At 37.9% G+C, this 25106-nt stretch carries 27 protein-coding genes and 1 riboswitch; of the genes, 12 read left to right on the top strand and 15 right to left on the bottom strand.

The features are described from left to right. Nucleotides 1–4: 4 nt before the first annotated feature. Both FG382_RS11435 and FG382_RS11430 read left to right on the top strand, forming a co-directional pair. Nucleotides 5–709, top strand: a complete 705-nt coding sequence (locus FG382_RS11435) for a response regulator transcription factor (protein WP_142539015.1) — start codon at nt 5–7, stop codon at nt 707–709. 1 nt (nt 710) lies between these two features. Continuing rightward, entirely contained in the window at nt 711–2393 is a 1683-nt protein-coding gene (locus tag FG382_RS11430) for a sensor histidine kinase (protein WP_142539014.1), read from the top strand. A gap of 619 nt (nt 2394–3012) precedes the next feature. Here the strand turns inward: FG382_RS11430 and FG382_RS11425 are convergent. The 6 genes from FG382_RS11425 to FG382_RS11400 all read right to left on the bottom strand — a co-directional run bounded on the left by FG382_RS11425 (nt 3013) and on the right by FG382_RS11400 (nt 9734). Beyond that, complete coding sequence (locus FG382_RS11425; protein WP_142539013.1) at nt 3013–4044, bottom strand: ribonucleotide-diphosphate reductase subunit beta; 1032 nt, start codon at nt 4042–4044, stop codon at nt 3013–3015. Next, a complete protein-coding gene (locus tag FG382_RS11420) occupies nt 4016–4459 on the bottom strand; it encodes a flavodoxin (protein ID WP_188713330.1) in 444 nt (147 codons plus the stop codon). The genes FG382_RS11425 and FG382_RS11420 overlap by 29 nt, the downstream gene beginning before the upstream one ends. Continuing rightward, nucleotides 4459–6684 carry a ribonucleoside-diphosphate reductase subunit alpha gene (locus FG382_RS11415; RefSeq protein WP_142539011.1) on the bottom strand — a complete coding sequence of 742 codons (2226 nt, stop codon included), beginning with the start codon at nt 6682–6684 and terminating at the stop codon, nt 4459–4461. Before FG382_RS11415 ends, FG382_RS11420 begins: the two co-directional genes overlap by 1 nt. Before the next feature lie 179 nt (nt 6685–6863). Further along, nucleotides 6864–7042, bottom strand: a riboswitch (cobalamin riboswitch). 164 nt (nt 7043–7206) lie between these two features. After that, nucleotides 7207–8034 (bottom strand): undecaprenyl-diphosphate phosphatase, encoded by an 828-nt coding sequence (locus FG382_RS11410; protein ID WP_142539010.1) that lies wholly within the window; start codon nt 8032–8034, stop codon nt 7207–7209. A gap of 9 nt (nt 8035–8043) precedes the next feature. Further along, a complete protein-coding gene (locus tag FG382_RS11405; RefSeq protein ID WP_142539009.1) occupies nt 8044–8646 on the bottom strand; it encodes a DedA family protein in 603 nt (200 codons plus the stop codon). Further along, a complete protein-coding gene (locus FG382_RS11400; RefSeq protein WP_142539008.1) occupies nt 8646–9734 on the bottom strand; it encodes a metallophosphoesterase in 1089 nt (362 codons plus the stop codon). The genes FG382_RS11405 and FG382_RS11400 overlap by 1 nt, the downstream gene beginning before the upstream one ends. Before the next feature lie 157 nt (nt 9735–9891). Here FG382_RS11400 and FG382_RS11395 point away from each other — a divergent pair, with 157 nt between their 5' ends. The 6 genes from FG382_RS11395 (at nt 9892) to FG382_RS11370 (ending at nt 13817) form a co-directional block, all read left to right on the top strand. Beyond that, nucleotides 9892–10245 carry a lmo0954 family membrane protein gene (locus FG382_RS11395; RefSeq protein ID WP_142539007.1) on the top strand — a complete coding sequence of 118 codons (354 nt, stop codon included), beginning with the start codon at nt 9892–9894 and terminating at the stop codon, nt 10243–10245. Nucleotides 10246–10258: 13 nt separating this feature from the next. Next, nucleotides 10259–10897: a PspA/IM30 family protein gene (locus FG382_RS11390; RefSeq protein WP_142539006.1), complete on the top strand. Its 639-nt coding sequence runs from the start codon at nt 10259–10261 to the stop codon at nt 10895–10897. A gap of 125 nt (nt 10898–11022) precedes the next feature. Further along, nucleotides 11023–11724 (top strand): cell wall-active antibiotics response protein LiaF, encoded by a 702-nt coding sequence (liaF, locus tag FG382_RS11385; RefSeq protein ID WP_142539005.1) that lies wholly within the window; start codon nt 11023–11025, stop codon nt 11722–11724. Further along, on the top strand, nt 11721–12854 hold the full coding sequence (locus tag FG382_RS11380; protein ID WP_142539004.1) for a sensor histidine kinase: 1134 nt from the start codon (nt 11721–11723) through the stop codon (nt 12852–12854). Before liaF ends, FG382_RS11380 begins: the two co-directional genes overlap by 4 nt. After that, nucleotides 12829–13470: a response regulator transcription factor gene (locus tag FG382_RS11375; protein WP_142539003.1), complete on the top strand. Its 642-nt coding sequence runs from the start codon at nt 12829–12831 to the stop codon at nt 13468–13470. Before FG382_RS11380 ends, FG382_RS11375 begins: the two co-directional genes overlap by 26 nt. Before the next feature lie 47 nt (nt 13471–13517). Beyond that, nucleotides 13518–13817 (top strand): hypothetical protein, encoded by a 300-nt coding sequence (locus tag FG382_RS11370; protein ID WP_211356386.1) that lies wholly within the window; start codon nt 13518–13520, stop codon nt 13815–13817. 33 nt (nt 13818–13850) lie between these two features. Here the strand turns inward: FG382_RS11370 and FG382_RS11365 are convergent, their stop codons facing one another. After that, nucleotides 13851–14357 carry an AAA family ATPase gene (locus tag FG382_RS11365; RefSeq protein WP_170206496.1) on the bottom strand — a complete coding sequence of 169 codons (507 nt, stop codon included), beginning with the start codon at nt 14355–14357 and terminating at the stop codon, nt 13851–13853. Nucleotides 14358–14548: 191 nt separating this feature from the next. Between FG382_RS11365 and FG382_RS11360 the strand changes: the two genes are divergently transcribed. Then, on the top strand, nt 14549–15535 hold the full coding sequence (locus tag FG382_RS11360; RefSeq protein WP_229677386.1) for a nuclease-related domain-containing protein: 987 nt from the start codon (nt 14549–14551) through the stop codon (nt 15533–15535). Between the two features lie 204 nt (nt 15536–15739). On the opposite strand, the gene FG382_RS11355 is transcribed toward FG382_RS11360, so the two are convergent. From FG382_RS11355 to FG382_RS11350, 3 genes are read right to left on the bottom strand one after another with little or no spacing between them, the layout of a single operon-like run. Next, the gene (locus tag FG382_RS11355; protein WP_142539000.1) at nt 15740–17914 is read right to left on the bottom strand and encodes a histidine kinase dimerization/phospho-acceptor domain-containing protein; all 2175 of its coding nucleotides are present in this window, start codon (nt 17912–17914) and stop codon (nt 15740–15742) included. Then, nucleotides 17911–18078: a hypothetical protein gene (locus FG382_RS22640; protein ID WP_170206495.1), complete on the bottom strand. Its 168-nt coding sequence runs from the start codon at nt 18076–18078 to the stop codon at nt 17911–17913. Before FG382_RS22640 ends, FG382_RS11355 begins: the two co-directional genes overlap by 4 nt. Then, entirely contained in the window at nt 18056–18751 is a 696-nt protein-coding gene (locus tag FG382_RS11350) for a response regulator transcription factor (RefSeq protein ID WP_142538999.1), read from the bottom strand. Before FG382_RS11350 ends, FG382_RS22640 begins: the two co-directional genes overlap by 23 nt. 215 nt (nt 18752–18966) lie before the next feature. Between FG382_RS11350 and FG382_RS11345 the strand changes: the two genes are divergently transcribed. Next, the gene (locus tag FG382_RS11345) at nt 18967–19833 is read left to right on the top strand and encodes a BsuPI-related putative proteinase inhibitor (RefSeq protein ID WP_142538998.1); all 867 of its coding nucleotides are present in this window, start codon (nt 18967–18969) and stop codon (nt 19831–19833) included. A 96-nt stretch (nt 19834–19929) separates the two neighbouring features. Beyond that, nucleotides 19930–20277, top strand: coding sequence for an ASCH domain-containing protein (locus tag FG382_RS11340; protein ID WP_142538997.1), 348 nt, complete (start codon nt 19930–19932; stop codon nt 20275–20277). 57 nt (nt 20278–20334) lie between these two features. Here FG382_RS11340 and FG382_RS11335 read toward each other — a convergent pair whose 3' ends face one another. The 5 genes from FG382_RS11335 to aceA all read right to left on the bottom strand — a co-directional run bounded on the left by FG382_RS11335 (nt 20335) and on the right by aceA (nt 24214). Beyond that, nucleotides 20335–20703, bottom strand: a complete 369-nt coding sequence (locus FG382_RS11335) for a YolD-like family protein (RefSeq protein ID WP_142538996.1) — start codon at nt 20701–20703, stop codon at nt 20335–20337. After that, the gene (locus tag FG382_RS11330; RefSeq protein ID WP_373287610.1) at nt 20704–20925 is read right to left on the bottom strand and encodes a transcriptional regulator; all 222 of its coding nucleotides are present in this window, start codon (nt 20923–20925) and stop codon (nt 20704–20706) included. Between the two features lie 247 nt (nt 20926–21172). After that, nucleotides 21173–21295 carry a YhfH family protein gene (locus tag FG382_RS22960; RefSeq protein WP_188713325.1) on the bottom strand — a complete coding sequence of 41 codons (123 nt, stop codon included), beginning with the start codon at nt 21293–21295 and terminating at the stop codon, nt 21173–21175. 12 nt (nt 21296–21307) lie between these two features. Then, nucleotides 21308–22900, bottom strand: coding sequence for a malate synthase A (gene aceB, locus FG382_RS11325; protein ID WP_142538995.1), 1593 nt, complete (start codon nt 22898–22900; stop codon nt 21308–21310). Nucleotides 22901–22930: 30 nt separating this feature from the next. After that, the gene (aceA, locus tag FG382_RS11320) at nt 22931–24214 is read right to left on the bottom strand and encodes an isocitrate lyase (protein WP_142538994.1); all 1284 of its coding nucleotides are present in this window, start codon (nt 24212–24214) and stop codon (nt 22931–22933) included. 202 nt (nt 24215–24416) lie between these two features. On the opposite strand from aceA, the gene FG382_RS11315 reads away from it, so the two are divergent. Continuing rightward, nucleotides 24417–25073, top strand: coding sequence for a LytR/AlgR family response regulator transcription factor (locus tag FG382_RS11315; RefSeq protein WP_229677387.1), 657 nt, complete (start codon nt 24417–24419; stop codon nt 25071–25073). Nucleotides 25074–25106: the final 33 nt, after the last annotated feature.

Here is a 25106-nt window from a genome sequence, read left to right as displayed (position 1 = left end):
ATTGGTGTTAGATACGAAAATTTTAGTCGTGGATGATGAACAAGCAATCGGAGACATGGTAGACATTATTTTAAGAAAAGAAGGTTTTAACCAGATAGATGTATGCTCTAGTTATCAAGCTGCCAAATCACTTATAGCACAGAATAGGTATGATCTTTTTATTTTCGATATTATGCTACCTGATGGTACTGGTCTTGATTTAGCTAAAAATGTACGCATCAAATCTGATGCTCCTATCTTTTTCTTAACTGCAAAGGCTAACGATGCCGATAAACTTCGTGGCTTTATGTACGGAGCAGATGATTATATTACAAAACCTTTTAACCCAATGGAGCTTGCTGCTCGAGTAAAAGTGCAGATGAAACGATATATATCATCCTCACCTTCCCCTATATTAAAGCAAGTATTTGACTTCGGTCGTTTCCAATTCAATATTGCTGCAGCCGAACTAACAGTTGCTGGGAATACAACGATTTTAACAGGAAAACTCTTTCACTTGCTTCAGCTTTTTTGTGAACATCCAGGACAAGTTCTATCCAAGGAACAAATTTATGCTCAAGTTTGGGGTGAAGAGCATTTTATAGATGATAATACGATCATGGTTCATATTCGAAAACTTCGTGAAAAGATAGAAGTGCAACCTGGAAATCCTAAACTTTTGTTAACTATCCGTGGTATAGGATATAAACTCATAAGTGAGGGGCATTAAAATGGGCTTATCCACCAAAATGACCACTCGTTTTTTAGCTTATTTTTTTGTCTTTTATGCTGTATTGCTTGTTGTATCGATTGGTCTGATTGCCTATTTTATCTATGATGTAATGGAAAGTAATAGCTATACAGATATTCGTAAATTAGATGCATTTGAGCTTGAGTCTGATTTTAAAATGAATACGAATGGAACTTATCATTTATCACAAGATTTAATAGATTCGGCTCGTGAAAACAACGGCCTTGTTCAATTGGTCAATCAAAACGGCAAAGTTCTTGCTAGTTCAGAAAATAACAGGGATTGTTGTCAAAGCTACACTATTGCTGAGTTTGTAAACATGACAAAAACGAAAGAGGCGTTCGTGTGGGACCAGGGTAATGGGTTGTTTATTGTGTTTATTGAAAAACATCCTGCAACACAGCTACTATCACTAATCGTTCAAGAAAATAGCGAAAGTTTGTCAGATGACATAAAAAAGAAGCTAGCCGAAGCCGACGCTATTTTTGAAATTTATTCGCCAGAGGGAAAGAGAGAACAAGTTGTTTTTGGGCCAACAAAGCAAGCTCTTAGTGGAATCGAAATACTAGCTAGTTCCCATAATTACGCTGAAAGAAAAGAAGTCGTTGCTTCCAGGGTATTAGATAATGGAATGGTTGCTGTTGTCAGAGTCAATAATGCAAACTACAACCCTTTTGAGCCAGCTTTTATAGATGGAATGAAAAAGTTTGGAATAGGTCTTCTTTTGTTTCACCTCATTCTTTTTTTCTTCACTATATTATTTTCTTTTTGGATTGGAACACGTTTTGGTCGTCCCGTTTTGTACTTCCTTAAACGGATTGAAAAGCTAGCAAAACAAGACTATCAACCTTTAAATGATCGAAAATTACGAAACCTGAAAACAGGTCGTCTTAAGCGAAAATACCGTGTATACGAAAATATTGATCAGTCTCTTTCCGAATTGGCCGAGACGCTAGAAGCAAACGAGCGAAAAATTAAACAGACCGAAAAGTTACGGGAAGACTGGATCACTGGTTTATCCCATGATTTAAAGACACCGCTTAGCTCGATTTTCGGCTATTCTACAATGATTGCTTCCGATGAATATGAGTGGTCGGCTGCAGAAATAAAAGGTTTCGCCAAAACAATGCAAGAAAAATCAACCTACATGAATGCATTAATAGAAGATTTGACCTACACTTATCAATTAAAAAACAATGCCATTACTCTAACTAAAGTAGATGTGAACCTTTTAGAGTTTTTAGAGATGTATGTGAGTAACGTCGTTTGGAAGGATTTACAAAAACCACAAGGAAGTATAAGTGCTCAAGTCTCTATTGATCCGAAATTATTTGAACGAGTCCTTGATAATCTAGTTGGTAATGCAGTTAAACATACACCTGACGGAACAAAAGTAATACTAATCGTTGAGCAAAAAGAAGATACAGTACAGTTAATTATTCAGGACGAAGGTCAAGGGATTCCAAAAGAAGAGCTGGAAAATTTGTTTAATCGCTACTATCGTGGAACAAATACAACCACGGAAGTTTCAGGTACCGGTCTAGGACTTGCTATAGCAAAACAACTTGTGGAAGCGCATGATGGAAAGATTTTTGTAGAATCCAATCAAAATGGAACGAAAGTGACGATAACCTTACCCTCCAATAACACAAATGCAAATTAAAGAGCTATCTTAAGGGATCTTAACTTAATATAGTGGAATTATCTTATTTAAACATCGACAAAACAGCCAATCTTTGGTTGTTTTTTCTTTTTAATTTAATACATCCCCCCCCTTTCTGCTGCAGTCTGCAACGATAATTCGTGCTTGTTTCATATGAATCTCCAAGATTTAAGATACATTTAAGATTTGGTTAAGTTGGATATAAGTTCTCTCTACTATACTACTAAATAGAGAAGTGGAATCACATGCTCCGCATTGGATTAACGGTTTACCACATCGTAATTAACCAACCAGCACTTGAAGATATATTTTGGAAAATCCATAAAGGAGAAATAGAAAAATGAAAAAAATTCTTAGCTTTTTCTTTTACCTTATAGTAACCACTTTCATGTGTTATTTACTATACAATCAAATACCAACACTATTTCAACCATCAGTCGAGCTGATAGAATATTTGTGGTTTGTCATTCGAATTGTTGTCGTGATTACCTTCAGTGTAAATATAATGAAGCTCTTAACTTCAACGAATACCAACAGTGGCGATAATAATTGAGCTATTAATTGACACTAAAATAAGCGCTCCATCAGTCATCTTTAACTGATTGAGCGCTTATCTTTATCACAAATCATCAAAACCATTATCAATCGCATTTACTTTTACATATTGGCGTGATTTTTGTTCAAAGAAATCTGTTTTCGTTCCATCTATATTGTCGGCGTATGCACGAATCCATTTCATCGGGTTCTCAGCATATTCAGGGTAAATTTCATTAAGCCCTAGTAGGCGCAGCATTTTATTTGCACGGTATTTGATATAGCCCTGCATATCATCTAGATCGATTCCTTCAATATCCTTCAATACATAATTAGACCACTCGATCTCTAACTCCACGGATTCCTTAAATTGATCGTAGACCCAACCTATCATATTTTCATTATTAAGCGCTGGATTTTCGGATAATGTAGCTCTGAACAATTCGGAAATAAAGCGACCATGCTCCAGTTCATCCCGGTTGATATAGCTGATCATGGTAGATGTACCGACCATCTTATTGTAACGGGCTAAGTTGTAGAAAAATGCGAAACCGGAATAGAAAAATAATCCTTCTAATAGTGTTGTATACGTTAATGTTTTGACCATATTTTCAGTTGTAGGATTTTCTACAAATTCATTATAATATTTGATAATATTTTCGTTTCTTTTCAACAAAATCGCATCTGTTCTTCCAAAATCAAATGATTTATTTTGCTCATCTAGCGACACAACGGAGGACAAGACGTATGAATAACTTTCATTATGAACCGCTTCTTGTTGGGCAATTACCGCCATAATTGACTGGACAGATGGGTCTGTTGCATAGAGAGATATTAACAAGGCCGTTCTCGTTTGGGGTGCATCGAGTGTGGCAAGTAATCCGATTACTTTCAAATAAGCTTCTTGCTCTGCTTTTGTTAAATTAGGGAATTGTTTTACATCGCTCGACATATTGATTTCATCTGCTTGCCAGTAATTTCCCAGTAATCGCTTATATATTTTATACCAATGTGGGTAAGCGATATCGTTCCAATTTAATATCCCACTCGATTGGCCGTTAAAAATTCCTGTCGATTTATTAGGATTTCTAGGTTCTAATGTTTTTGCTTTTTCCATTTTTTAAAACTCCTTCTATCCAGTTAGTTACTGTTTTTTCTTGGCTACCTCTTGGAGATTGCTCTATTTTTAATCCTTCATATGTACTGTTATAAAATTTTCTTAACTTATCAACAGCTCCGCAAAATAAATCATTTCCACCAAATTGGGTGTCACCAGAACCAAATACATACACATTGTCCGGTTTGTAGCCAATTTCCCGTACAAAATCTTTCATTTCGTCTGGTGTGCTGCCTCTATCCCATGTAAACGTTCCAAAAAATAATTTATCGTATGTGGATAGGTCCGGCACAACGCCGAAACCTATCATATACATATCCACAATGTATCCACTTGCCACAAGCTGTTCTTTTATTAACTCCGCTACTTCCTCCGTGTTTCCGCTATAGCTTAAAAAACAAATGATTGCTCTCATTAGCTTGAGCAAGAATCACAATCGACTAATTCAACAGAAGTCGAGCGTACATAATAAGTCGTTTTAAGGCCGCTGCTCCAAGCATCTAAGTGTAAATCTAATAATTCTTTTGCTTTAATCGTGTTTTGCACGTATAGGTTTAGCGAAACACCTTGGTCGATGTGGCGTTGACGTGCAGCATTTTGTTTTAGTGTCCAATGTTGATCAATGAAATAAGCTGATTTATAAAACCATGTTGTTTCCGAATTCAAATCTGGCACTGTTACCGGAATTTTATAATCCTTTTTCTCTTCCGAATAGAATTTTTGGAAAATCGGGTCAATGCTCGCCGTACTTCCAGCTAAAATAGATGTCGATGAATTTGGAGCAACTGCCATTAAATAGCCGTTTCGAATGCCATTTGTCGCTACTTCATGACGTAATTCATCCCACTGTTCGCTCTCGTACTTGCGATTTTCAAAATAAGCACCTGTTTGCCAATCTGATCCTTCAAATAAAGGAAATGTCCCTTTTTCTTTCGCAAGTTCACTAGATGCTTGGATCGTTAAGAAAGCGATTCTTTCATATAATTTATCCGCAAACTCTACCGCTTCATCGGATTCCCAGCGAATGCTATTTAAAGCAAGCAAATGATGCCATCCAAATGTTCCAAGCCCAATTCCACGATACCTTGCATTCGTGCGCTCCGCTTGTGGAACCGGAATCATATTCAAGTCGATTACATTATCGAGCATACGCACTTGGATGTTGATTAAGCGTTCCAAAACATTCGCTGGAACTGCTCGTCCTAAATTAATAGAAGATAAGTTACATACGACAAAATCACCTGCTTTTCGACGTGTCACGATAACATCATCTTCTAATTGAATCGTCTCAAACGTCGTAGCACTTTGGTTTTGGAAAATTTCTGTACATAAATTACTGCTATACACCATACCTGCATGTTTGTTTGGATTGCTGCGATTTACTTCATCACGATAAAACATAAACGGTACGCCCGTTTCTAGTTGGGAGCGCATAATACGTTTCATCAGGTCGATTGCAGGAACTGTTTCACGAGATAAGCGATTGTCATTAACACATTCCTCGTATTTTTCTCGGAATGAACCTTCTCCACGTTTCTCATCATAAAAGTCTTCTAGCGAATACCCTTTTAGTTGGCGCACTTCATGTGGGTCAAATAAATGCCATTCTTCACGTGCATCTACTTTTTCCATGAATAAATCCGGTAAACAAACACCTGTGAAAATATCATGTGCACGAAGACGATCATCTCCATTGTTCAAGCGCAAGTCTAGAAACGTGAAAATATCTCTATGCCAAACATCCAGGTAAACAGCAATTGCACCTTGACGCTGGCCGAGCTGATCTACACTTACCGCTGTATTGTTTAATTGTTTAATCCAAGGAAGTACTCCGCTGGATGCTCCTACAAATCCTCTAATCGACGAACCCCGGCTACGTACTTTCCCCATATACACACCAATTCCACCACCGAATTTGGATAGTGTTGCAACGTCTGTATTGCTGTCATATATTCCTTGCAAGCTATCGTCTACCGTATCGATAAAGCAGCTGGAAAGCTGTCCGTGAGGTTTTCCGGCATTTGAAAGGGTTGGCGTTGCTACAGTCATATATAAATTACTCATTGCCCAGTACGATTCTTTTATTTTTGCAAGGCGATTTTCTTTCTCGTCTTTCATCAATGTCATCGCAATCATCATCCAACGCTCTTGTGGAAGTTCTACGATAGAATTATCGAAGTCTTTTGCAACGTATCTGTCTAACAATGTTTTTAAAGCAATATAAGTAAATAAATAATCCCGCTCTGGAACAATAATATCGGCTAATTGTTGCAGTTCTTCTTGTGAATAAGCTTCTGCTATACGCTTGTCGTATAGCCCTTTTGCAACTAAAGCTTGTACATTGCTCGCGAACTTTTTATACACTTCCTCTGAAGTCGCTTTTCTAGTCATCGCTATTCTTTCATAGACATCTGCTAAATAGATGCGGGCTGCTACATATGTCCAATACGTTTCTTGCTCATCTAAAAAGCTTAATGCTTCTAGTGACATCGACTTAGCCCATGCAGATGTTGTTCCTTCTGGATGTTTCGCTGTCCACTTTTCATGTACTTTCACTAGTGGAGCAATGTTTGCTTCTCCAAATTCATTTATTAATTGGTGCAATAGCTCTTGTTTTGTTGTGTTGGATATTGTTGTCATATTTTTTCCTCCTTAGTTGATGGGTACACACATTGTGGGGACACAAAAAAGCGATGTCTCAAGCCTCTTCGGCTGAGTCATCGCTCAAAATTTAAAAGTAGGAAACAATAGGACAATCCCATCTGAATGATTGAGAAAGAGTCCTTCGCCTCCACCTCTCAACCCCCGAAGAAAGTGTTGCTTCGTACGACAAAAAGGCAGGTCTACTGGCTCGTGCTTCATCCTTCTGTCTTCCTTCCCACGATTGCTCGCAGTGGTTATTTCAACAGTCGTCCACACTTACAGTTGCGGGGACAGCTTCGGTATTGCACCGAATTCCCTTTTAAACCATAATGGTACCTAATTATCGTTCACATACTATATATTGTGTTTTCATTACTTATATATCCTAACATATTGTGTTTAAACCTGTACAGAGAAAAAAATAATCACAACTAAAGAATCATTTTAGGCTAATTTTTTGATTGCTTTAGCATGAGCCATTATAAAAGGACAGACACTTGAAATGTCTGCCCTCCTGTATTACATAAATACAATTACCGCTAGCACTGCGGCTAACACAAGACGATAAATTGCAAACGGCATTAATTTAATTCGCGATACCAATTTCAAGAAAAACTTAATAGAAATAAGTGCGAATACAAATGCACTGATAAAGCCTACTGCATAAAAGCCCATATCATTCATATTAATATGTTCCCAGTTTTTCAAAACAGATACTAAACTTGCCCCCGCCATAATTGGCACAGCCATGATGAAAGTAAAATCGGCTGCTGTTTTATGACTCATTCCGAATAATACACCACCTGAAATAGTTGCACCTGAACGGGAAAAACCTGGCCATAATGATAGACATTGAACCAATCCCACTTTAAATGCCTGTGCATATGTAATTTGATCCAGACTAACGATTTTCGGTTTTTTCGGTCCAAACTTATCTGCAATAATCATTAAAATAGATCCAGCTACAAGACTATATATAACTGTTTTTACACCAAATAGATTATCATCAATAAAATCTTTAAGCGCGAATCCTAAAATAACAGCAGGAAGCATCCCAACAATCACATGCAGCAAGTTGAACTGTTTACTCGATTGCTCACTATCTATCTTATACAATCCTACTAAACTAAATAATCGTTTCCACATAACAACAACTACTGCTAAAATCGAGCCCAATTGTACAACAATTTTAAATGTATTTGCTGAATACATACCTAAAAAGCTCTCTGTCTTCAGCCACATATCATCCACAATAATCATATGACCAGTAGAGGAAACTGGTGCAAATTCCGTCATACCTTCAACAAAACCTAATATTAATGCTCTTAATAATTCTAGAAATTCCATAAGATCTCCTTAGTCACGTTTTTTAAAATACCAAACAAGAAATGCGATTCCTACAACTGCTAAAATTGCATATACAATATTGGAGTAAATATCCATATACCCTACAATTTCATCCCAATTCTCCCCAACTGCTGCTCCAACCGAAACTAAAATTGTATTCCAAATAAGCGTTCCAAGCGTAGTAAACAATAAAAATAAGCTAAACTTCATATTCGACATACCAGCAGGAATCGATATTAAGCTTCTAACAAGCGGAACTAATCTTCCAAAAAACACGGCCCACACACCATACTTGTCGAACCAAGCATCTGCCTTATGAATATCTTTAATCGTCAGGCGCAAAAATTTTCCATACTTCTGCACTATTTTCTCTAAACGCTCTACATCTAAAAGTGTACCTATCCAATATAAAATGGCTGCTCCACTAACCGATCCAGCCGTTGACGCCACAATCATACCAAACTTGGTCATCAATGTTGTCGTCGTCATAAATCCTCCAAGCGTTAAAATTACTTCTGAAGGAATTGGTGGGAAAATATTTTCTACTAATATTAATAAAAATACACCCAGGTATCCAAACTGGTTCATCCAGTCTGCAATCCATGCTTCCATTATACTCCCACGTCCTCTAACTTAATGTTTACTGACCATAGCTCCGATTGGCTACCTAAACGAATAGGCGGACCCCAAAAACCAAAGCCCGATGATACAACTGCATGCAAGCTTCCTTTTTGTTTATACCCATAATCTAATTCAAATAATTTCCGAGTAAACAGATGGTTCGGCCACATTTGCCCACGATGTGTATGTCCAGATACGTGAAAATCAGTGCCCTCTTTTTCTGGAATCACTAAATTCGAAGGTGTATGATCCATCACAAACCACGGAAGATTATGTACTTTTGGGGCCAGATCCGCAAGCTGCTTTCTTTCTTTATTTGTTAAATCTTCTCTACCAGTTAAATAGAACGAATCTGCTACTACAATTGTTTCATCTAGCAACATTTTTACATTAGATGCTTCCATTTCTTCTACTAAGAGTGGAATTTTCTTGCCGTAGTATTCGTGATTTCCAAGTACCCCATAATTACCATACGTTGAAGTAAGCTGTTTCATCACTTCGGACATCCCTTTTTTCACAAACCAGATAGGATCGTCATCAACTAAATCGCCAACTAATAATACTACATCTGGGCGTTCTTCGTTAGACTTTTTCACAAAACGTTGTAAATGTGCCTTATTGGATAATAAACCAAGATGGAAATCAGATGCAACCACCACTTTTAAAGAGTTCAACTTTGCATCCTTTTTGGGCAACGTAATGGAAAGCTCGCGAACTACAGGCGTATATGCATTGTACGTTCCTATAATTATGCTCATTACAAATAAAAAGAAAACAATGGAGCCTATGATTATGAGTTGATCTGGCATAATCCATGTCGCTATTGTTGCCATTGGAAAAAGGATTATCCCATACTGCATAATAATCATCCAGTAAGACCCTATTATATGAAACAACCGGAATCGATGGTCAATTCTCGCAATCAATAATGCATATGCCATTACTGTCCACCCACTAAAGAAAATCCATCTATTCACAGAAAGAAATGCATCCAACCATATGAAGACACACCAACCCAAATAAAACACAATGGCGGAATAAACGAGGATTGCTGTTGTAATAGCGCCGATTTTCTTCATTATTCGCTCTCCAATTTTTATATTTTTCATTAGTATAGCAGATTCTTCCCTATGACTACTAAGCCTCTAGACCGATACGAAAATCATTTCTAAGCCCGTTTGGATAAGTTCGTGAAATTGGTAAGCTATAACTACAAACGAGAGGAGGAACACTCACATGAAAAAATTTGGTTTATTAGTACTTGGTATTACTGCAGGAATCGTAGCTCTTGCTAACTTAGGTTCCCTATTAGGATTAGGTGTGTCAGCGTTAATCGTATTTGCGGGGATGCACTTCTACTTAAAAAGTGAATCTACTTTCTTAAAAATCTTTTGGGCAAGCGTTGGTATTCTTGGATTAATCTCTGCAGTAGTAAACGTACCTGGTTTCTTCGGAATCTTGGCAATCGTAGGTGTCTGGTACGTATTGAAAAAATGGAACAACGAACCTGTAAGCTTTACCAAATCAGCAGTAAAGTCAGATGACCCATTTGTCAATTTCGAAAAACAATGGAACGAACTTTCAAAATAAGGAGGAAACAAACATGACATCATTATGGAATCGATTTAAATACTCAGTAGAGGCAGATTTACACAAGCTATTTGATAAAAAAGAAGAAAAAAACCCAATCACAATGCTTAACCAATACATCCGTGAAGCAGAGAAACAAACAGAGCAAACCGGAAAATGGTTAGAACGACAAGAACAATTAAAACAACAGCTTGAAAAAGAACTGGAAGAAACTACTCAAATGGTAGAAAAACGTACGCGTCAAGTAGAGCTTGCAACTACTAGCGGCGAAGAAGATTTAGTTGCTTTTGCACAAGCAGAAGTAGATGCTTATAGCGAAAGAACTGCTGTATTAAAAAACAGTATATTACAAACAACAGAAGAACTTTTCGGGTTAGAACGTAAATACGAAGAGATGAAACACAAAATAAAAGACATGAAGGTCCGTCAATTACAATTAATGGGCAAAGAAAATGTCACTCGTGCCCATCACCAAATGGATCGTGTGCTACAACCGGAACAAAAAGAAAAAAACTTCGGCACATTCCAAGAGATGGAACAATATATTGAGCGTTTAGGACAAAAGATTGAAAAAGAACATGAAGTAACTTCAATGGAACAACGTTTAGTAATGTTAGAAAAAAACGCACAAACTAAACAAGAAATTGTGTAAACTATAGATAATGATCGGAGGAGAAGTAATCTTCTCCTCCCTTTATATCTCATAACGAACAATAAGATATGTACTTAACGTTTTAAGCCCGTATCTTATTGTTTGTAAAAAAGGAGGGAAACTGTATGAAGGAAAACCAAACGAACAAGCTTGCATTCATTCTCATCTGTTTTGTTTTTCTTATGTTCATTGAGGCTACAGTTTTTGGAAATGGTAGTATTGTATTAGCCCTTCTTGGCATTGGGATGATTTACTTCAGCCTTCGTAAACAACGTCGTTTTTTATTTTGGACTGGAGTTATCTTTATGCTTATGGCTGTTTTCTCCATGTGGAGTTTGCGACTTTTACTAATGGCCATTATGTTGTATATCCTTTATAAGCTTTGGAAAAATGAACCGATACGTAATGTGGTCCGTCCATTCGGTAACGTATATGAAGAGACGCCGAATAGTATCATTCAAAATAAGTTATTTTCAGCCCAGACGACGCCTTTCCAAGCGTATGAATGGCAGGATGTTCATGTACAAGGTTTTTACGGAGAGCATATGATTGATGTGACGGAAACAGTTTTACCAAAAGGCACTTCTTTTATTTCCATTCGCCAAACACTTGGAAAAGTAGTTATTTATGTTCCATATGAAATTCCTGTGCGCCTCCATTATGCAACCATCATTGGAGAAGCGAATATTTTCGGACGAGGCGCTCAGCGCTTGTGGAACCAATCAATCGTATTAAAGGATGGTTATTTGAATGATGTGACATATGCTTCCGAGTTAGTAATCACAGTATCTACATGGATCGGGGATATCGAGGTGATTCGCAAATGAAGATATTTCTAGGGCAAGGATTTTCTATTTTTCTTACTTTATTAGCACTGGCAGCCCTTCTTTTATATGCCGTTTGGGGTTGGCCAAATGATTTTATGTGGTGGTCTTTACTGGAAAACACGTATGCGCAAATACCTTTGGGAGTCTGGATTATTGTTGTTTTAGCATTTATAAGTTTTAGTTTTTCATTGAACACACTCCAAAAGGTCCGGGACCAAGAGAAAAAGATTGAAACTGGCTTACGACCTCTGTTAGAGGCAGAAACTCCTGTACCGAAAAAGAAAAAGTACGTCTATTCCAAGCGCCTACAGGTTACAGCTAACCAATTGGAACAACTTATCTTAACGCAGCGAAAAACATTACAACGAATTACAAATGAAAAAGCGGAAGCACAAGATAAGCTTATTCAAGAACGAATCATTCAAGAAAGACAAAGACTAGCAAGAGAGTTACATGATTCCGTTTCACAGCAATTGTTTGCCGCATCGATGCTCCTTTCTACAATGGTGGAAATAGAAGAATCAAAGCACGGCGAAGCACCCAAAACATTAATGCAAACCGAAAAAATCGTACAGCAAGCCCAGCTAGAAATGCGTGCTCTATTGCTTCACCTTCGCCCAGCGGCTCTGCATGATAAAACGTTAAAAGAAGGATTAGAAGAATTACTAGTTGAGCTGCAGCAAAAAGTATTTTTCACCATACGCTATCGACTAGAAGAGGTTTCATTGCCTAAAGGCGCAGAGGATCATTTATTCCGCATTGCGCAAGAAACGCTTTCTAATACATTACGACATGCAAATGCAACAGAAGTGGATATTCTCTTCGTTGAACGAGATAACCTTGCCATCTTCCGCGTACAAGATAATGGCGTTGGCTTTGAAATTACGGAAGGGAAAAACGGCTCGTATGGACTTCAAAACGTAAAAGAACGAGCAGTAGAAATTGGGGCGACTTGTAAAGTAGTTTCAGTCCCTTCTCAAGGCACGATTGTTGAAGTGAAGTTGCCAATAGAAAAGAAAGACGAAGGAACTAAGCTTAACCTCGACAAGCAGAGAGCAATTCCCGAGAATGTAGCGTCGGATTCGAGAAAAAAGGAGATAGAAAATGATTCGAATATTATTAGCGGATGATCACGAAATGGTCCGAATTGGCGTATCTGCTTATTTACAAGCACAGCCTGATATGGATGTTGTGGCGGAAGCAGTAAACGGGCAAGAAGCGGTAGAAATGGCTTTACAGCATAAACCAGATATTATTTTAATGGATATGGTCATGCCCATCATGAATGGTGCCGAAGCAACACGTGAAATCGTACAAAAATGGCCCGAAGCAAAAGTAATGATTGTGACAAGTTTCATCGATGACGACAAAGTATATCCCGCCCTTGAAGCTGGAGCAATCAGTTATTTATTGAAAACTTCCAAGGCATCTCATATTGCGGATTCTATTCGTAAAACCTTAAGTGGCGATGCCGTTTTAGAACCTGAAGTAACAAATAAAATGATGAAGCGCATGCGCCAAGGTTCTGAACATGCCCTACATGAGGAGTTAACAGACCGAGAGCTCGAAGTATTACTATTAATGGCAGAAGGTAAAACAAATCAAGACATAGCAGACACCCTTTTTATCGCATTAAAAACGGCCAAAACGCATGTCAGCAATATTTTATCGAAACTAGAAGTAAGTGACCGAACGCAGGCTGTTATTTACGCGTTTGAACATAAGCTGGTAACACCAAAAAAATAACCTATAAAGAGGATTTATCATATGCTAATGAAAAGATGAAGTAAAGGATGTTAGCATATATGATACCTGAAGATCCAAACGATGAATTACCACCTAACCTTGGCTTGACCGTCGGGTTTATAGCGTCTGTCATTCTTTCGATTGGATATGTTGTAGATACGATCGGAACAGGCATCGCGTTATATGAAGCAAATCGAGATTATAGGACAGCTGAGCGTGCAGCGCAGGATCAGCAACAACAAATCTCAGACATACAAAATAAGCTCGATCAATTGTTAGGTCAAATGGAAGAGTTAAAGAAAGAACAAGATGGATCTAGAAACCGTTATAGACATAAAAGAGGATGACCTTATTGATAGGGAGTTCTCTTTTTTATTTTGTTAGCTTTTTAGTCGATGAAACCAATCCTCTACCTCTTTATCTGTTTGAAAACGATACACTTTTTGCTCATAAGCACTAAATTTCTTTAAAAATCGAGGCTTCATCTGGTCTTCGAAGTATTTATTCCATTGGAACATTCGACAAAATATAGAGAATGTCGGTTTATAATTCGCTTTTTCTATTCCTAGCAACTGGCGGATGTATCTTTTAGTAATTCTTTGTATGCGTTTTGCTTCAGCTAAATCTAAAAAAATTATTTGATCAGCCTCTTGCAGCCCCGCATCAGTCCAATCTATATGAACTCCTTCCATCACCCAATTCTCGTTTTTAATTGCGTCCTGTAGCAACTGGTCACGCACTTCGATTTCATTACGAATATCACCTTCCGGATGTCTAGTCCATACGAAATTATCTGTTTCAAAATGCGGAATTTGAAGCTTTTTGGCCACTTCACGAGCGAGCGTTGTTTTACCACTACCAACCGAGCCGACGATATAAATTTTCATGTGCATTTCCCCTTTTTACTAAGTATCTCAAAATGGAAAGTACTAGTATTCCAACTAAACGCTCATTTTTTCCAACTACTCTATGGAAAATTCCAACTAAATGTCCCAGAATTCCAACTAAAACTATTATCTTTCCAACTAAACATTTATAGCCTTGTATATTTACTGATAAAATGGTATTTTCAATACAAATGTTTCTAAAAGGAGGAATTTACATCGATTATCAACGAATGCCGCCTAAAATTGTTGAAGTGTACAAACGTTTACTACATCGTATTCCTAATGATGAAAGTATCTATTTCGAAATAGAAAAAAAGATTCGAGCCGCCGAAGCAGGATTTAGTGGAGAAATCTACGTCGACAACTTTATCAAACAAGTAAACTTTCCAAAGCACTTTGCTATTTTGAAAGATCTTCACATTCAATTAGAGGAAAATAGTTATCTCCAAATCGACACGCTTATTCTCACCAAAAAGTATATCGCCATTTTAGAAGTCAAAAATATCCGAGGAAAAATTTACTTTCAGCGGAATCCTAACCAACTAATTCGAGAAATTGACGGAGAAACAACACCTTTTAAATGCCCCGAACAGCAACTAAAAAGACATGTACAAAAATTAAAACTTCTATTGAAGCAATATAAAATGAATATCCCAATAAAAAGTTTAATAGTACTTGCCTATTCTAAAACGCACGTTGTACTTCCTCCACAGTACGCCAACATCACTATGGGTTGCGATATACCGCACCATATTGAAGAATACAACCAACTCCCAGATGCCATCTCAACTCAAAAATATCATCAATTACTCACTAATCTTTTATCTAGTTCGAATGATTTCATCCCTAGACCATTAGCTAAAATCTACACATTAGAACTTTCACACATAAAAACAGGATTGCTTTGTCCAAACTGTCATATTAAAATAAACAATCAAAGAAACTGTACTAATTGCAATACACCTAAGAAAATAATGCAACAACAAGCTATTGAAGACTGGTTTTACCTTGTCAAAGATACTATTTCTAATCGGGAATGTGTCTACTTTCTCGAACTAAAGGACAAGTTTGCAGCGAACTACCTGTTAAACAAAATGGATCTTCATCCGGTCAACCATCATAAATCTCGTTATTACATCATGCAAAAATTCCGAGCTTCGTCTGCTTCCCAAGAATGACTAATTAGAGCCACTGTTAAAACTAACAGTAGCTCTTTGGGGTGAAAATTGTGTTTACCAACTAAAGTGCGTTTTTTTCCAACTAACCTTTGAAAAATTCCAACTAAATGCTCTAAAATTCCAACTAAACGTTCATTTTTTCCAACTATCTCTCATCCTCACGCCAAAAAACGGGAAATCCCCCATTGGATTCCCCGCTTTTCGTTAAATCACTTCAATTTTCACTGTCACTTTGAATAAATCTCCGTCTACTTCCATTCGCAAACTGCCACCGTGTAAATCCACGATAGATTGTGCAATCGCAAGACCTAAACCAGATCCGTCTGTATGGCGCGATGTATCTGCTCGTTTGAATCGCTCAGTTAATTCATTTACATCATTGCCTAGTTCATATTTTGCAATATTTTTGATGACGAAAACAGCTTCACCGTTCACTTGATCTAAGTTGATATATACTCTTGTATTTGGGAGTGCGTATTTCAATGTGTTGATGATTAAATTATCCAGCACTCGCCACCATTTTTGTCCATCGACATAGGCCATGATTGGCTTTGTGCCGATAGCTACGCGATATTCTAGACCGGATTTATCAATGTCTTCTTGGTGTTCGGCTATGGCTTGTTGCAATAATTGGGTTAAATCGACTTTCCGTTTATCTAACTCGATATTGCCTGATGCCATTTTCGACACTTCGAATAAATCCTCGATCAGTGTTTTCAAACGCATCGATTTTTTATCCAAAATGGCAATATAGGATGCTCGCTCTTCATCTGTTATGCTTGGATTTTTTAACAAGTCTGTATACGTAATGATGGATGTTAATGGTGTGCGCAAATCATGGCTTACATTTGTGATCAGCTCTGTTTTTAATCGCTCACTTTTTGCTTGCTCGGAGTGAGAAGATTTGATAAGACTGCGTATTTCATTTAAACGTTTAGCATACTCTGCAAATTCCGATTTTCCTTTTACTTCAATCTCATTTCCAACGACGCCTTTTGCCATTTCCTCTGTTCTCACGAAGATACGGTTTAAGTACGCCATTCTCGACATTAAAACAACGAGTACTGGAATTCCTATCAATAAAGTCGCCGGTATCCACACGATCAATGCTACTGGTATCATAAGTACAAGTAATGTTCCAACACCCCAGAAGAATATGACGATTAGCATAAGTAACGTTTGAAGCCCGATAGATTGCTTCAAGAAAAACCCTTGTAATGATTGTCCCCAGCTATAAGTAAAGCTCTTTTTCCAATCTACTGTGCCAAAGCCTGCACGCATCCACTTCCATTGATATAACGTGAATGCTGTAAAAAATACTGCAAAAATAAATGTGATTATTTGCATGTCATAGTCTCTATATAATACGAAATCCTCTAAAATCACCATAGTAATAAATGCCGTCAAAATACTAATGAGGAAGAATGCTAATTTTACATCAATCGGCAACTGGCGATATTTTTCTTCCCTGCGCTTATCTCGAAATGTTTCGCTATTTTTTCTCCACAATAGAGTAAATGCGACTGCAGCTAAAATCCCTGCTACGACTACCCCATAAAACATACGTTGGTTTGTTAAAAAGTTTTTATATTCATTAGCTCTATGCCCACTCAAAATACTAGCTTCTGGAATAGCAACAGTTCCTTCAAAGCGTGCAAATGGATTCCCCATTATGTCCGTGACCAGTCCACTTTCATTCACTTGTTGATAAACTGTGCGCTTTCTTAAATGGCCATATTTACTAGAATATTCTTTTTTAAATGCGTTTTTCGAGTTTATTTCTCCGTTTGTAAAACGCTCTCCAGTTTCGACATTTTTTAACTCATATACAAAGTCCTCTTGCTGACTTAATAAATCATTTTTTGCATATTCGACAGCTTTGTAATAGTTGTCTACTTCTGCTTCTTTTTCTGCTCGAATCTTTTTTTCTACATAGCTGTCATCTGTGAAGTTTTTCGTGATGTCTGCTAACTTTTTATCGCGCTCTGCAAGTAAAGCATCATTCGGTGTTTCTACGGTTGTTGTTTCTTCTGTTGCAGCATCTGTTGCTGTTTCTGTTGTTGTTTCCCCTGTTTCACTTTGGTATTGATTTCTAATCGAATTCAATTGACTTTCTAGGTCTCCATATCGAAAGCGATATTCCTCTATTTCTTCTGGAGTCACCGTAATTTTTTTCTTCACTTCTTCTTTATCTGGCGGTGCTAACACTAATGGAACAATGGATTCTTCCAGTTCAGCCAACTGCCATTCAAAGTCATCACTATCGAAATAGCTTGTACCGATAAAGTTTCTTCCTTGTCCAATTAGTGTAAACAGACCCAATAAGGTAATTACTGCCAATGCACTAAGTAATATATTTCTTCCAATTGCATGCTTCATTCCGCAACTCCTCCTTTCATATTTTGGATAATTTGAACAAAGCTTTCTTTAATTTCGATTAGTGGCAGCCAGTTAGCTAGACAGTAAGTTAGACAAATGATGCCGCACGCAATTGCTAAAATAGACAATAGTAAACTCCATTTACTTGTCGATTTTATAGCCAACTCCCCACACCACCTTCACATATCTTGGGTTTTTCGGATCTGCTTCTATTTTTTCGCGTATTTTTCGGATATGTACCGCTACGATGTTCTCTGCGTTATAGGCAGGTTCATGCCAGACACGTTCGTATATTTCATTAATAGAGAATACTCGTCCTGCGTTCATCATCAGAAGTTCGGTGATTTTAAATTCAATTGGCGTCAATTTCACTGGTACGCCTTCTACCGTGAGTTCTTTTGCTTCTTTATTTAACATCAGTCCATCGACTTCAATGATCGCCTGTTGTTGTCCCTGATACGTACCAAGCTTTGTATAACGTCGAAGTTGCGACTTCACGCGTGCTACCAGTTCCATTGGGTGGAAAGGTTTAGTCACATAATCATCTGCTCCGACGGATAGTCCATGAATTTTGTCCGAATCCTCTGCTTTCGCACTAAGCATAATAATGGGTATATTTCTTTGCTCTCGTATTTTAAATGTCGCTGCTATCCCATCCATTTTCGGCATCATAATATCTAATACAATGACATGCACTTCATTTTCTTCTATTAATTGCAATGCTTCTAGCCCATCCGCGGCTTTCAATACGTTATAGCCTTCATTTTTCAAGTAAATTTCGATGCCGTCTCGAATGTCCTGGTCATCGTCTGTCACTAACACTGTAAACTGCGTCATTTGCTTACCTCCCATTGGCCCGCACGATGCGGGTTATGCAGCCATTGCCACAGGATGTGGCGCACTTAGGATGCCTTCCTTTTTTCTTTCTTATGTTTCTTATTGTACCGTTCATTTCTTAACATTTCAGAAGGATAATTATGAAGAATTTCTTAAGAAATTAATATGTAACTTTCTAAAAAGTAAACAGTCTAATCCTATAAAGGAGTGATTCTATGAAAAAGCTTATTTGGGGCGTGTGTTCGATTTTCATCATTTTGCTCCTGGCGAGCTGTGGAACAAGTAATGGAGATCCTGCTACAGGTGGAGACCCGCAACCGCAGGAAGACAAAACTATTTCGACTAAATTAGAAGTGAAGGAGGATGGCAATGCTTCCTTTACGATTAAAAATGATACAGAAGTTGAAAAGAGCTTAACATATCCAAGTGGACAGGAAATTGAATATCAGCTTTTAGACCAAGAAAATAATATCGTTTATACGTATTCAGCGAATAAAACATTTACGTTAATGCTACAAGAAAAAATATTAAAACCAAGTGAAGAATTAGTCATTCCACTTGAGTTACAAACAGAGTTAGCAGAAGTACCCGCCGGTTCCTATACACTCATCGCGTGGTCTACTTCTGATGAACTAAGTGAACAAAAAGAAGAGGTAGCTTATGAGTGGGTTGGAAATAAAGAGCCTGAAAGCACTGTAACAACAGAAAAAATTACTGTCTACCAAGCGGATGCAAATGCAGAATATGTAGAACCATATGAAATAACTATTGATCCTTCAGTAGATGTAGTCCGTCAAATTTTTGAAGAAATAATGGTGCTTGATGTGGGATTAATTGATTATCGATTCGAGGATAATAACACAAAGCTAATATTAAATATGGACAGTGGATTAAATAATGTACAGGGAAGTGCCGGGGAAAATATGTTCATCGGGACAATTGTACATTCCTTTTTTGATAACTTTCCCGAGTTAGAGGAAATATATTTTGAAAGGGAAGGCAAATCACCTGTTACACTTGCTCATCTAGTTGTGTCAGAGCCATTTACACGAGACCGAGTCTATACTGATTCTCCCAACTAAAAAATACTCTTTTATAACCATAGTCCACAATGCCTCTAACGTATACACTTAGGTATAAATAGCAATGTAAAATTATTTTAACAAGGTGGGCTATACATGACAAATTCTGAAAAAACAAATTTACCTCCAAAGACATGTTCAGTTGAACGATTAATTACGAAAGAATCCGATATTGAATTAGTATTACAAGGGAAGAAAACTGCTACTCGACGTAATGGACGCTATGCAGATGTAGGGGAAATAATGGATTTTAATGGTCAGTCTTTCGTTATTGACGCCGTCTATATTCAAACGCTTGGTGAGTTGACGGATGCGCATGCACAGCAAGAAGGGTTCGAATCGGTAGAAGACTATAAACAATCCATCCTGTCTTATCATCCGGGTATGCCATGGTTACCTCAAATGACTGTGTGGGTTCATGAATTCAGTCCCGTAAAGGCTTAGTCATCAATTAAACCACCTGCCATAAAATGGTTGGTGGTTTGTTTTACGTCTATTCGTTCATAATAGTATCGTTACATCCACGATTTCATCTAGTTGTAAGGTGAATGAGTTGAAAACGTCTTCCATTTCAATTGTTCTTCTGTTTATATCCACCCAAGTTACCTTTCCTAGGTGAGTATGGAAAGCTCCGTTTCGCCACGTTTTTATTTCTACTTCTACATTTCGTTTCATCGCTAATTGAATATTTTCTTGAATGATATCTAAATCCCACTCATCTAGATCTGGACGAGGAGCCTTCTTTTGTTCTTCCATGTATTCTCTAAGAAGTTTAACGTGTTCTGGCAGCATCATTGCAACCCACTTTTTGCTTCCTCGATCCCGTACTTTTGATAAATCTAGACTATCCATTGCTTTATCAAAATCCACCTAGATCACCTTGCTTTCTTTTGGACTAACAGGAGCGATTGCTAATACGTTCGTTATAAGAAATGTTCGTTTTGCCTTCTTTTTAAAGCAATATGCTTGAAAAGAGCTATCCTGCACCTTGAGTATTTTAACTCTTCTCCTGCTAATTTCGTTCGTTTTAGATAGGTATATTAATTCCACATGCTGTCCTCGATTAAAATATTTCTCTAACATAATACGCACAAACGTTCTCTCCTTTTTAATTAGTATATGAAACGTATGTTCTTTTTACAACAAGAAAATGTTGCTAATTGCATTTTATTTCACCTGTCATTCACTCCGTTGTTTCTTACTCGCAGGAGTCGAGCGGACGCTTCTCCAAACAGAGCAAACTTCCAGTCCACCACCAGTCAAAAAATTTATCATTTCTTAAATCCTAAAAAACCCTATCCTCCCTGATAAAAGAAGGATAGGGTTTTCATATACAAAGTTATTCTTCATTCATGCCGATGCAACGTTCACATTCGTAAAGGGATGACTCTACTTTTTCATGAATTTCACATCCACATTCACGACAATGCTTTGTATTTGCCTCTTGAGTAGTTGTTTTCATGCAAATCACCTCCTATAATTTTTCATAGCCTGGTAATGTGAGAAATTCAACAAATTCTTGTTCACTTATTAAGGAAAGGAAAAGCTCGGCTGCTTCGTTGTATCTTCCATTTGTATAGTTTTCGCTGCCAAATATTTTTACCAGCTTATCTAATTCTTCTTGCAAAATTTGACGTACCAAGCTTTCCGTAACTTTACGACCATCTTCTAGTTTTCCTTCTGGATGACGAATCCATTGCCATACTTGCGTTCGAGAAATTTCAGCAGTAGCAGCATCTTCCATTAAATGATTGATCGGTGCAGCTCCGTTTCCACGTAACCATGAGGCTATATATTGAACCCCTACACTACAATTTAGACGCAAGCCTTCCTCTGTAATGGAGCCTTGCGGGACTTCCAATAAATCCCCAGCTACCACTTGCACATCCTCACGTTTACGATGAATCTGATTAGGCGTAGGCATATGTTCATCAAATTCTCCTAATGCTACAGGCACCAGACCAGGATGCGCTACCCATGTTCCATCATGCCCATCGGTTGCTTCTCTACGTTTGTCTTCTCGTACTTTTGCAAATGCCGCTTCATTCGCCGCTCCGTCACCTTTAATCGGAATTTGAGCTGCCATCCCACCGATTGCCGGAGCATTTCTACGATGACATGTTTGCACGCAAAGTTGTGTATACGCTCGCATAAATGGCGAGGTCATCGTCACTTGACTACGATCCGGTAAAATTACATCTGGTTGATTGCGAAGACGTTTAATATAACTGAAAATATAATCCCAACGTCCACAGTTTAGTCCAGCCGAATGATCTCGCAGCTCATATAAAATTTCATCCATTTCAAAAGCTGCCATTATTGTTTCGATTAATACGGTTGCCTTAATCGTCCCATTTGGAACGTCTAATTCCTTTTGGGCAAAAACGAAAATATCATTCCATAACCTTGCTTCAAGATGACTCTCGAGCTTTGGCAAGTAAAAGTAAGGACCAGTTCCACAAGCTAATAATTCCTTCACATTATGGAAAAAATACAATCCGAAATCGAAGAAGCTACCTGTAATCTGTTCCCCATCAATAAGCACATGTTTCTCAAGCAAATGGAGACCTCTAGGACGAACCATTAAAACAGCTGTATGTTCTTTTAAGTTATATTCTTTTCCATTGTCTTGTTTAAATGAAATCGTTTTTCGAACGGCATCGCGCATATTCACTTGACCTTCTATCATATTTTCCCAAGTCGGTGAAGTGGCATCCTCGAAACAAGCCATAAATGTTTTTGCATCTGAATTTAAAGCATTTATAACCATTTTACGATTAACTGGTCCAGTAATTTCTACTCGGCGGTCTTTTAAATCGTCTGGAAGTGGAGCAATTGTCCAGTCCCCTTCTCGAATGGCCTTAGTTTCTTGTAAGAAATCTAATGTTCCTCCATTATCTAACCGTTTTTGTCGTTCTTCCCTCGTTTCTAGAAGCTCTTTTCTTCTTTCATTAAACAAGCGATGAATGGATGCTATGAAATCTAATGCTTCTGGTGTTAAAATTTCTCTACTTGCATCTGTTTCTTTTCCAACTATTTCAATCTTTTTAGCGGTTGTTTGTTCCATTTATCAATAACCTCCCATCCCCATGATTGATTATATAAATTGTGCTACTTCTGTAGAACCTTTCATCGCTGTCGTAGATGAAGTTCCTCCAGAAATTACTTGTGAAATTTCATCAAAGTAGCCAGTACCAACCTCACGTTGATGCTTCGTCGCTGTGTATCCTTTTGCTTCATTCGTAAATTCTGCTTGTTGAAGCTTCGAGTAAGCAGCCATTCCATTTGTTTTGTAGTCATGCGCTAGCTCAAACATGCTATGGTTTAATGCATGGAAGCCTGCTAATGTAACGAACTGGAATTTGTAGCCCATTTTCCCTAACTCCACTTGATATTTTGCAATCGTTTCATCATCTAAGTTTGCTTTCCAGTTGAATGAAGGTGAACAGTTATATGCAAGTAATTTCCCAGGAAATTGTGCATGAATTGCGTCAGCAAACTGTTTAGCTTCTTCTAGACTTGGATGCGACGTTTCACACCATATAAGATCCGCATAAGGTGCATATGCTAAGCCACGTGCAATTGCTTGCTCAATGCCCGGTTTAGTGCGGAAAAATCCTTCTGGTGTTCTTTCTCCTGTTATAAACTCTGCATCTCGTGGGTCAATATCACTTGTGACCATATCTGCTGCGTCCGCATCTGTGCGTGCGATTAATACAGTTGGAACACCAGATACGTCTGCCGCTAAACGAGCAGCAATTAAATTACGAATCGCGTTTTGTGTAGGTAGCAATACTTTTCCACCGAGATGACCACATTTCTTTTCAGACGCTAACTGATCTTCTAGGTGAACACCTGCAGCTCCAGCTTCAATCATGCCTTTCATTAGCTCAAATACATTTAATGGTCCACCAAATCCAGCTTCTGCATCTGCAACAATCGGCGCAAACCAATCGAAATGATCTTCTCGCCCTTCCGCTTGATCAATTTGATCGGCACGTTGTAATGCTTGGTTAATACGTTTTACAACCGCTGGTACACTGTTTGCCGGATAAAGGCTTTGGTCTGGATACATTTGTCCGGATAGGTTCGCATCTGCTGCAACTTGCCAGCCGCTTAAGTAAATCGCTTGAAGTCCTGCTTTTACTTGTTGTACTGCCTGATTTCCTGTGAGGGCTCCAAGCGCATTAATAAAATCTTCCTTGTGTAAGGAATTCCATAAACGTTCCGCACCTTTTCGAGCTAATGTATGTTCGATTTGTAAGGAACCACGCAGCTTTATCACTTCTTCCGGTGAGTAAGGCCTTTCAATCCCCTTCCAGCGATTCTCTTGATCCCACTCCGTACGCAATTGTTCGATTTGTTCCTGTCTAGTTAACATATTCAGCATCCTCTCTTCATTTAATTTATTAAACTGTTAAAAACGTTACTTTTATACTGTTCCATAACAGTTCTTTTTCTTGTAATCTACTATATAACAATTATCAGAATTTTGCATAGACTTTTCGATAAACGACTATTTTTTAAGGATGAAATGTAAATATGACGGATGAACAACGAATTTTTACATGGGAGGGAAATGGATGGAAATATCGAAGGACCAGTTAAAGAAGTATGCGGGATTATTGGAAGATTGGATTCCAAAAGGGGCCTCAATCGCTATCGCATTAAGGGGAGAGTATGTTTATTACGTTGCTGGGAACCAAGACTTGCAACTCCAAAGAGGACAGAAGGTTAAGGAAGGAAGCATTGCAGAAATAGTGATGCAAACCTGTTGTAGAACAGAAGGAGTAGTGGAAGATAAAATTCTAAACGTTCCTTATTATGGTATCGCCTATCCAATCGATATTTTAGGAGAAACCGGGGCACTGGTTGTTATATTGCCTCCTAACTATTCACTAGTCCACCAAACCCCCTATCGTTTTTTAACCGGTAAACAAGAAGAAGAATGGCGGCCAATACCAATCGAAAAAATTGCCTATATGGAAAGTCTTCAGAAAAAAACATGGTTTTACGCTGGTAAAGAGCCTTACAAAACGAATATTCCACTGAAAGAACTACAACAACGACTACCCGAATCCTTTTTACGCATTCACCGCTCCTATATTGTAAATGTTTCTTTTATCGATCGAATCATACGAGATTTTTCCTCTAATTTACTAGTATTACTCCAAGATGGAACAGAACTTCCAGTAAGTCAGACCTATACGGCAGATATTCGAAATGCCTTAGGCTTTTAAGGAAAAAGAGCTATCTCACCGGAGATAGCTCTT

Source organism: Psychrobacillus lasiicapitis (assembly GCF_006861795.1).
Classification (GTDB): Bacteria; Bacillota; Bacilli; order Bacillales_A; family Planococcaceae; genus Psychrobacillus; species Psychrobacillus lasiicapitis.
This window is presented reverse-complemented; position numbering and strand designations above follow the sequence as displayed.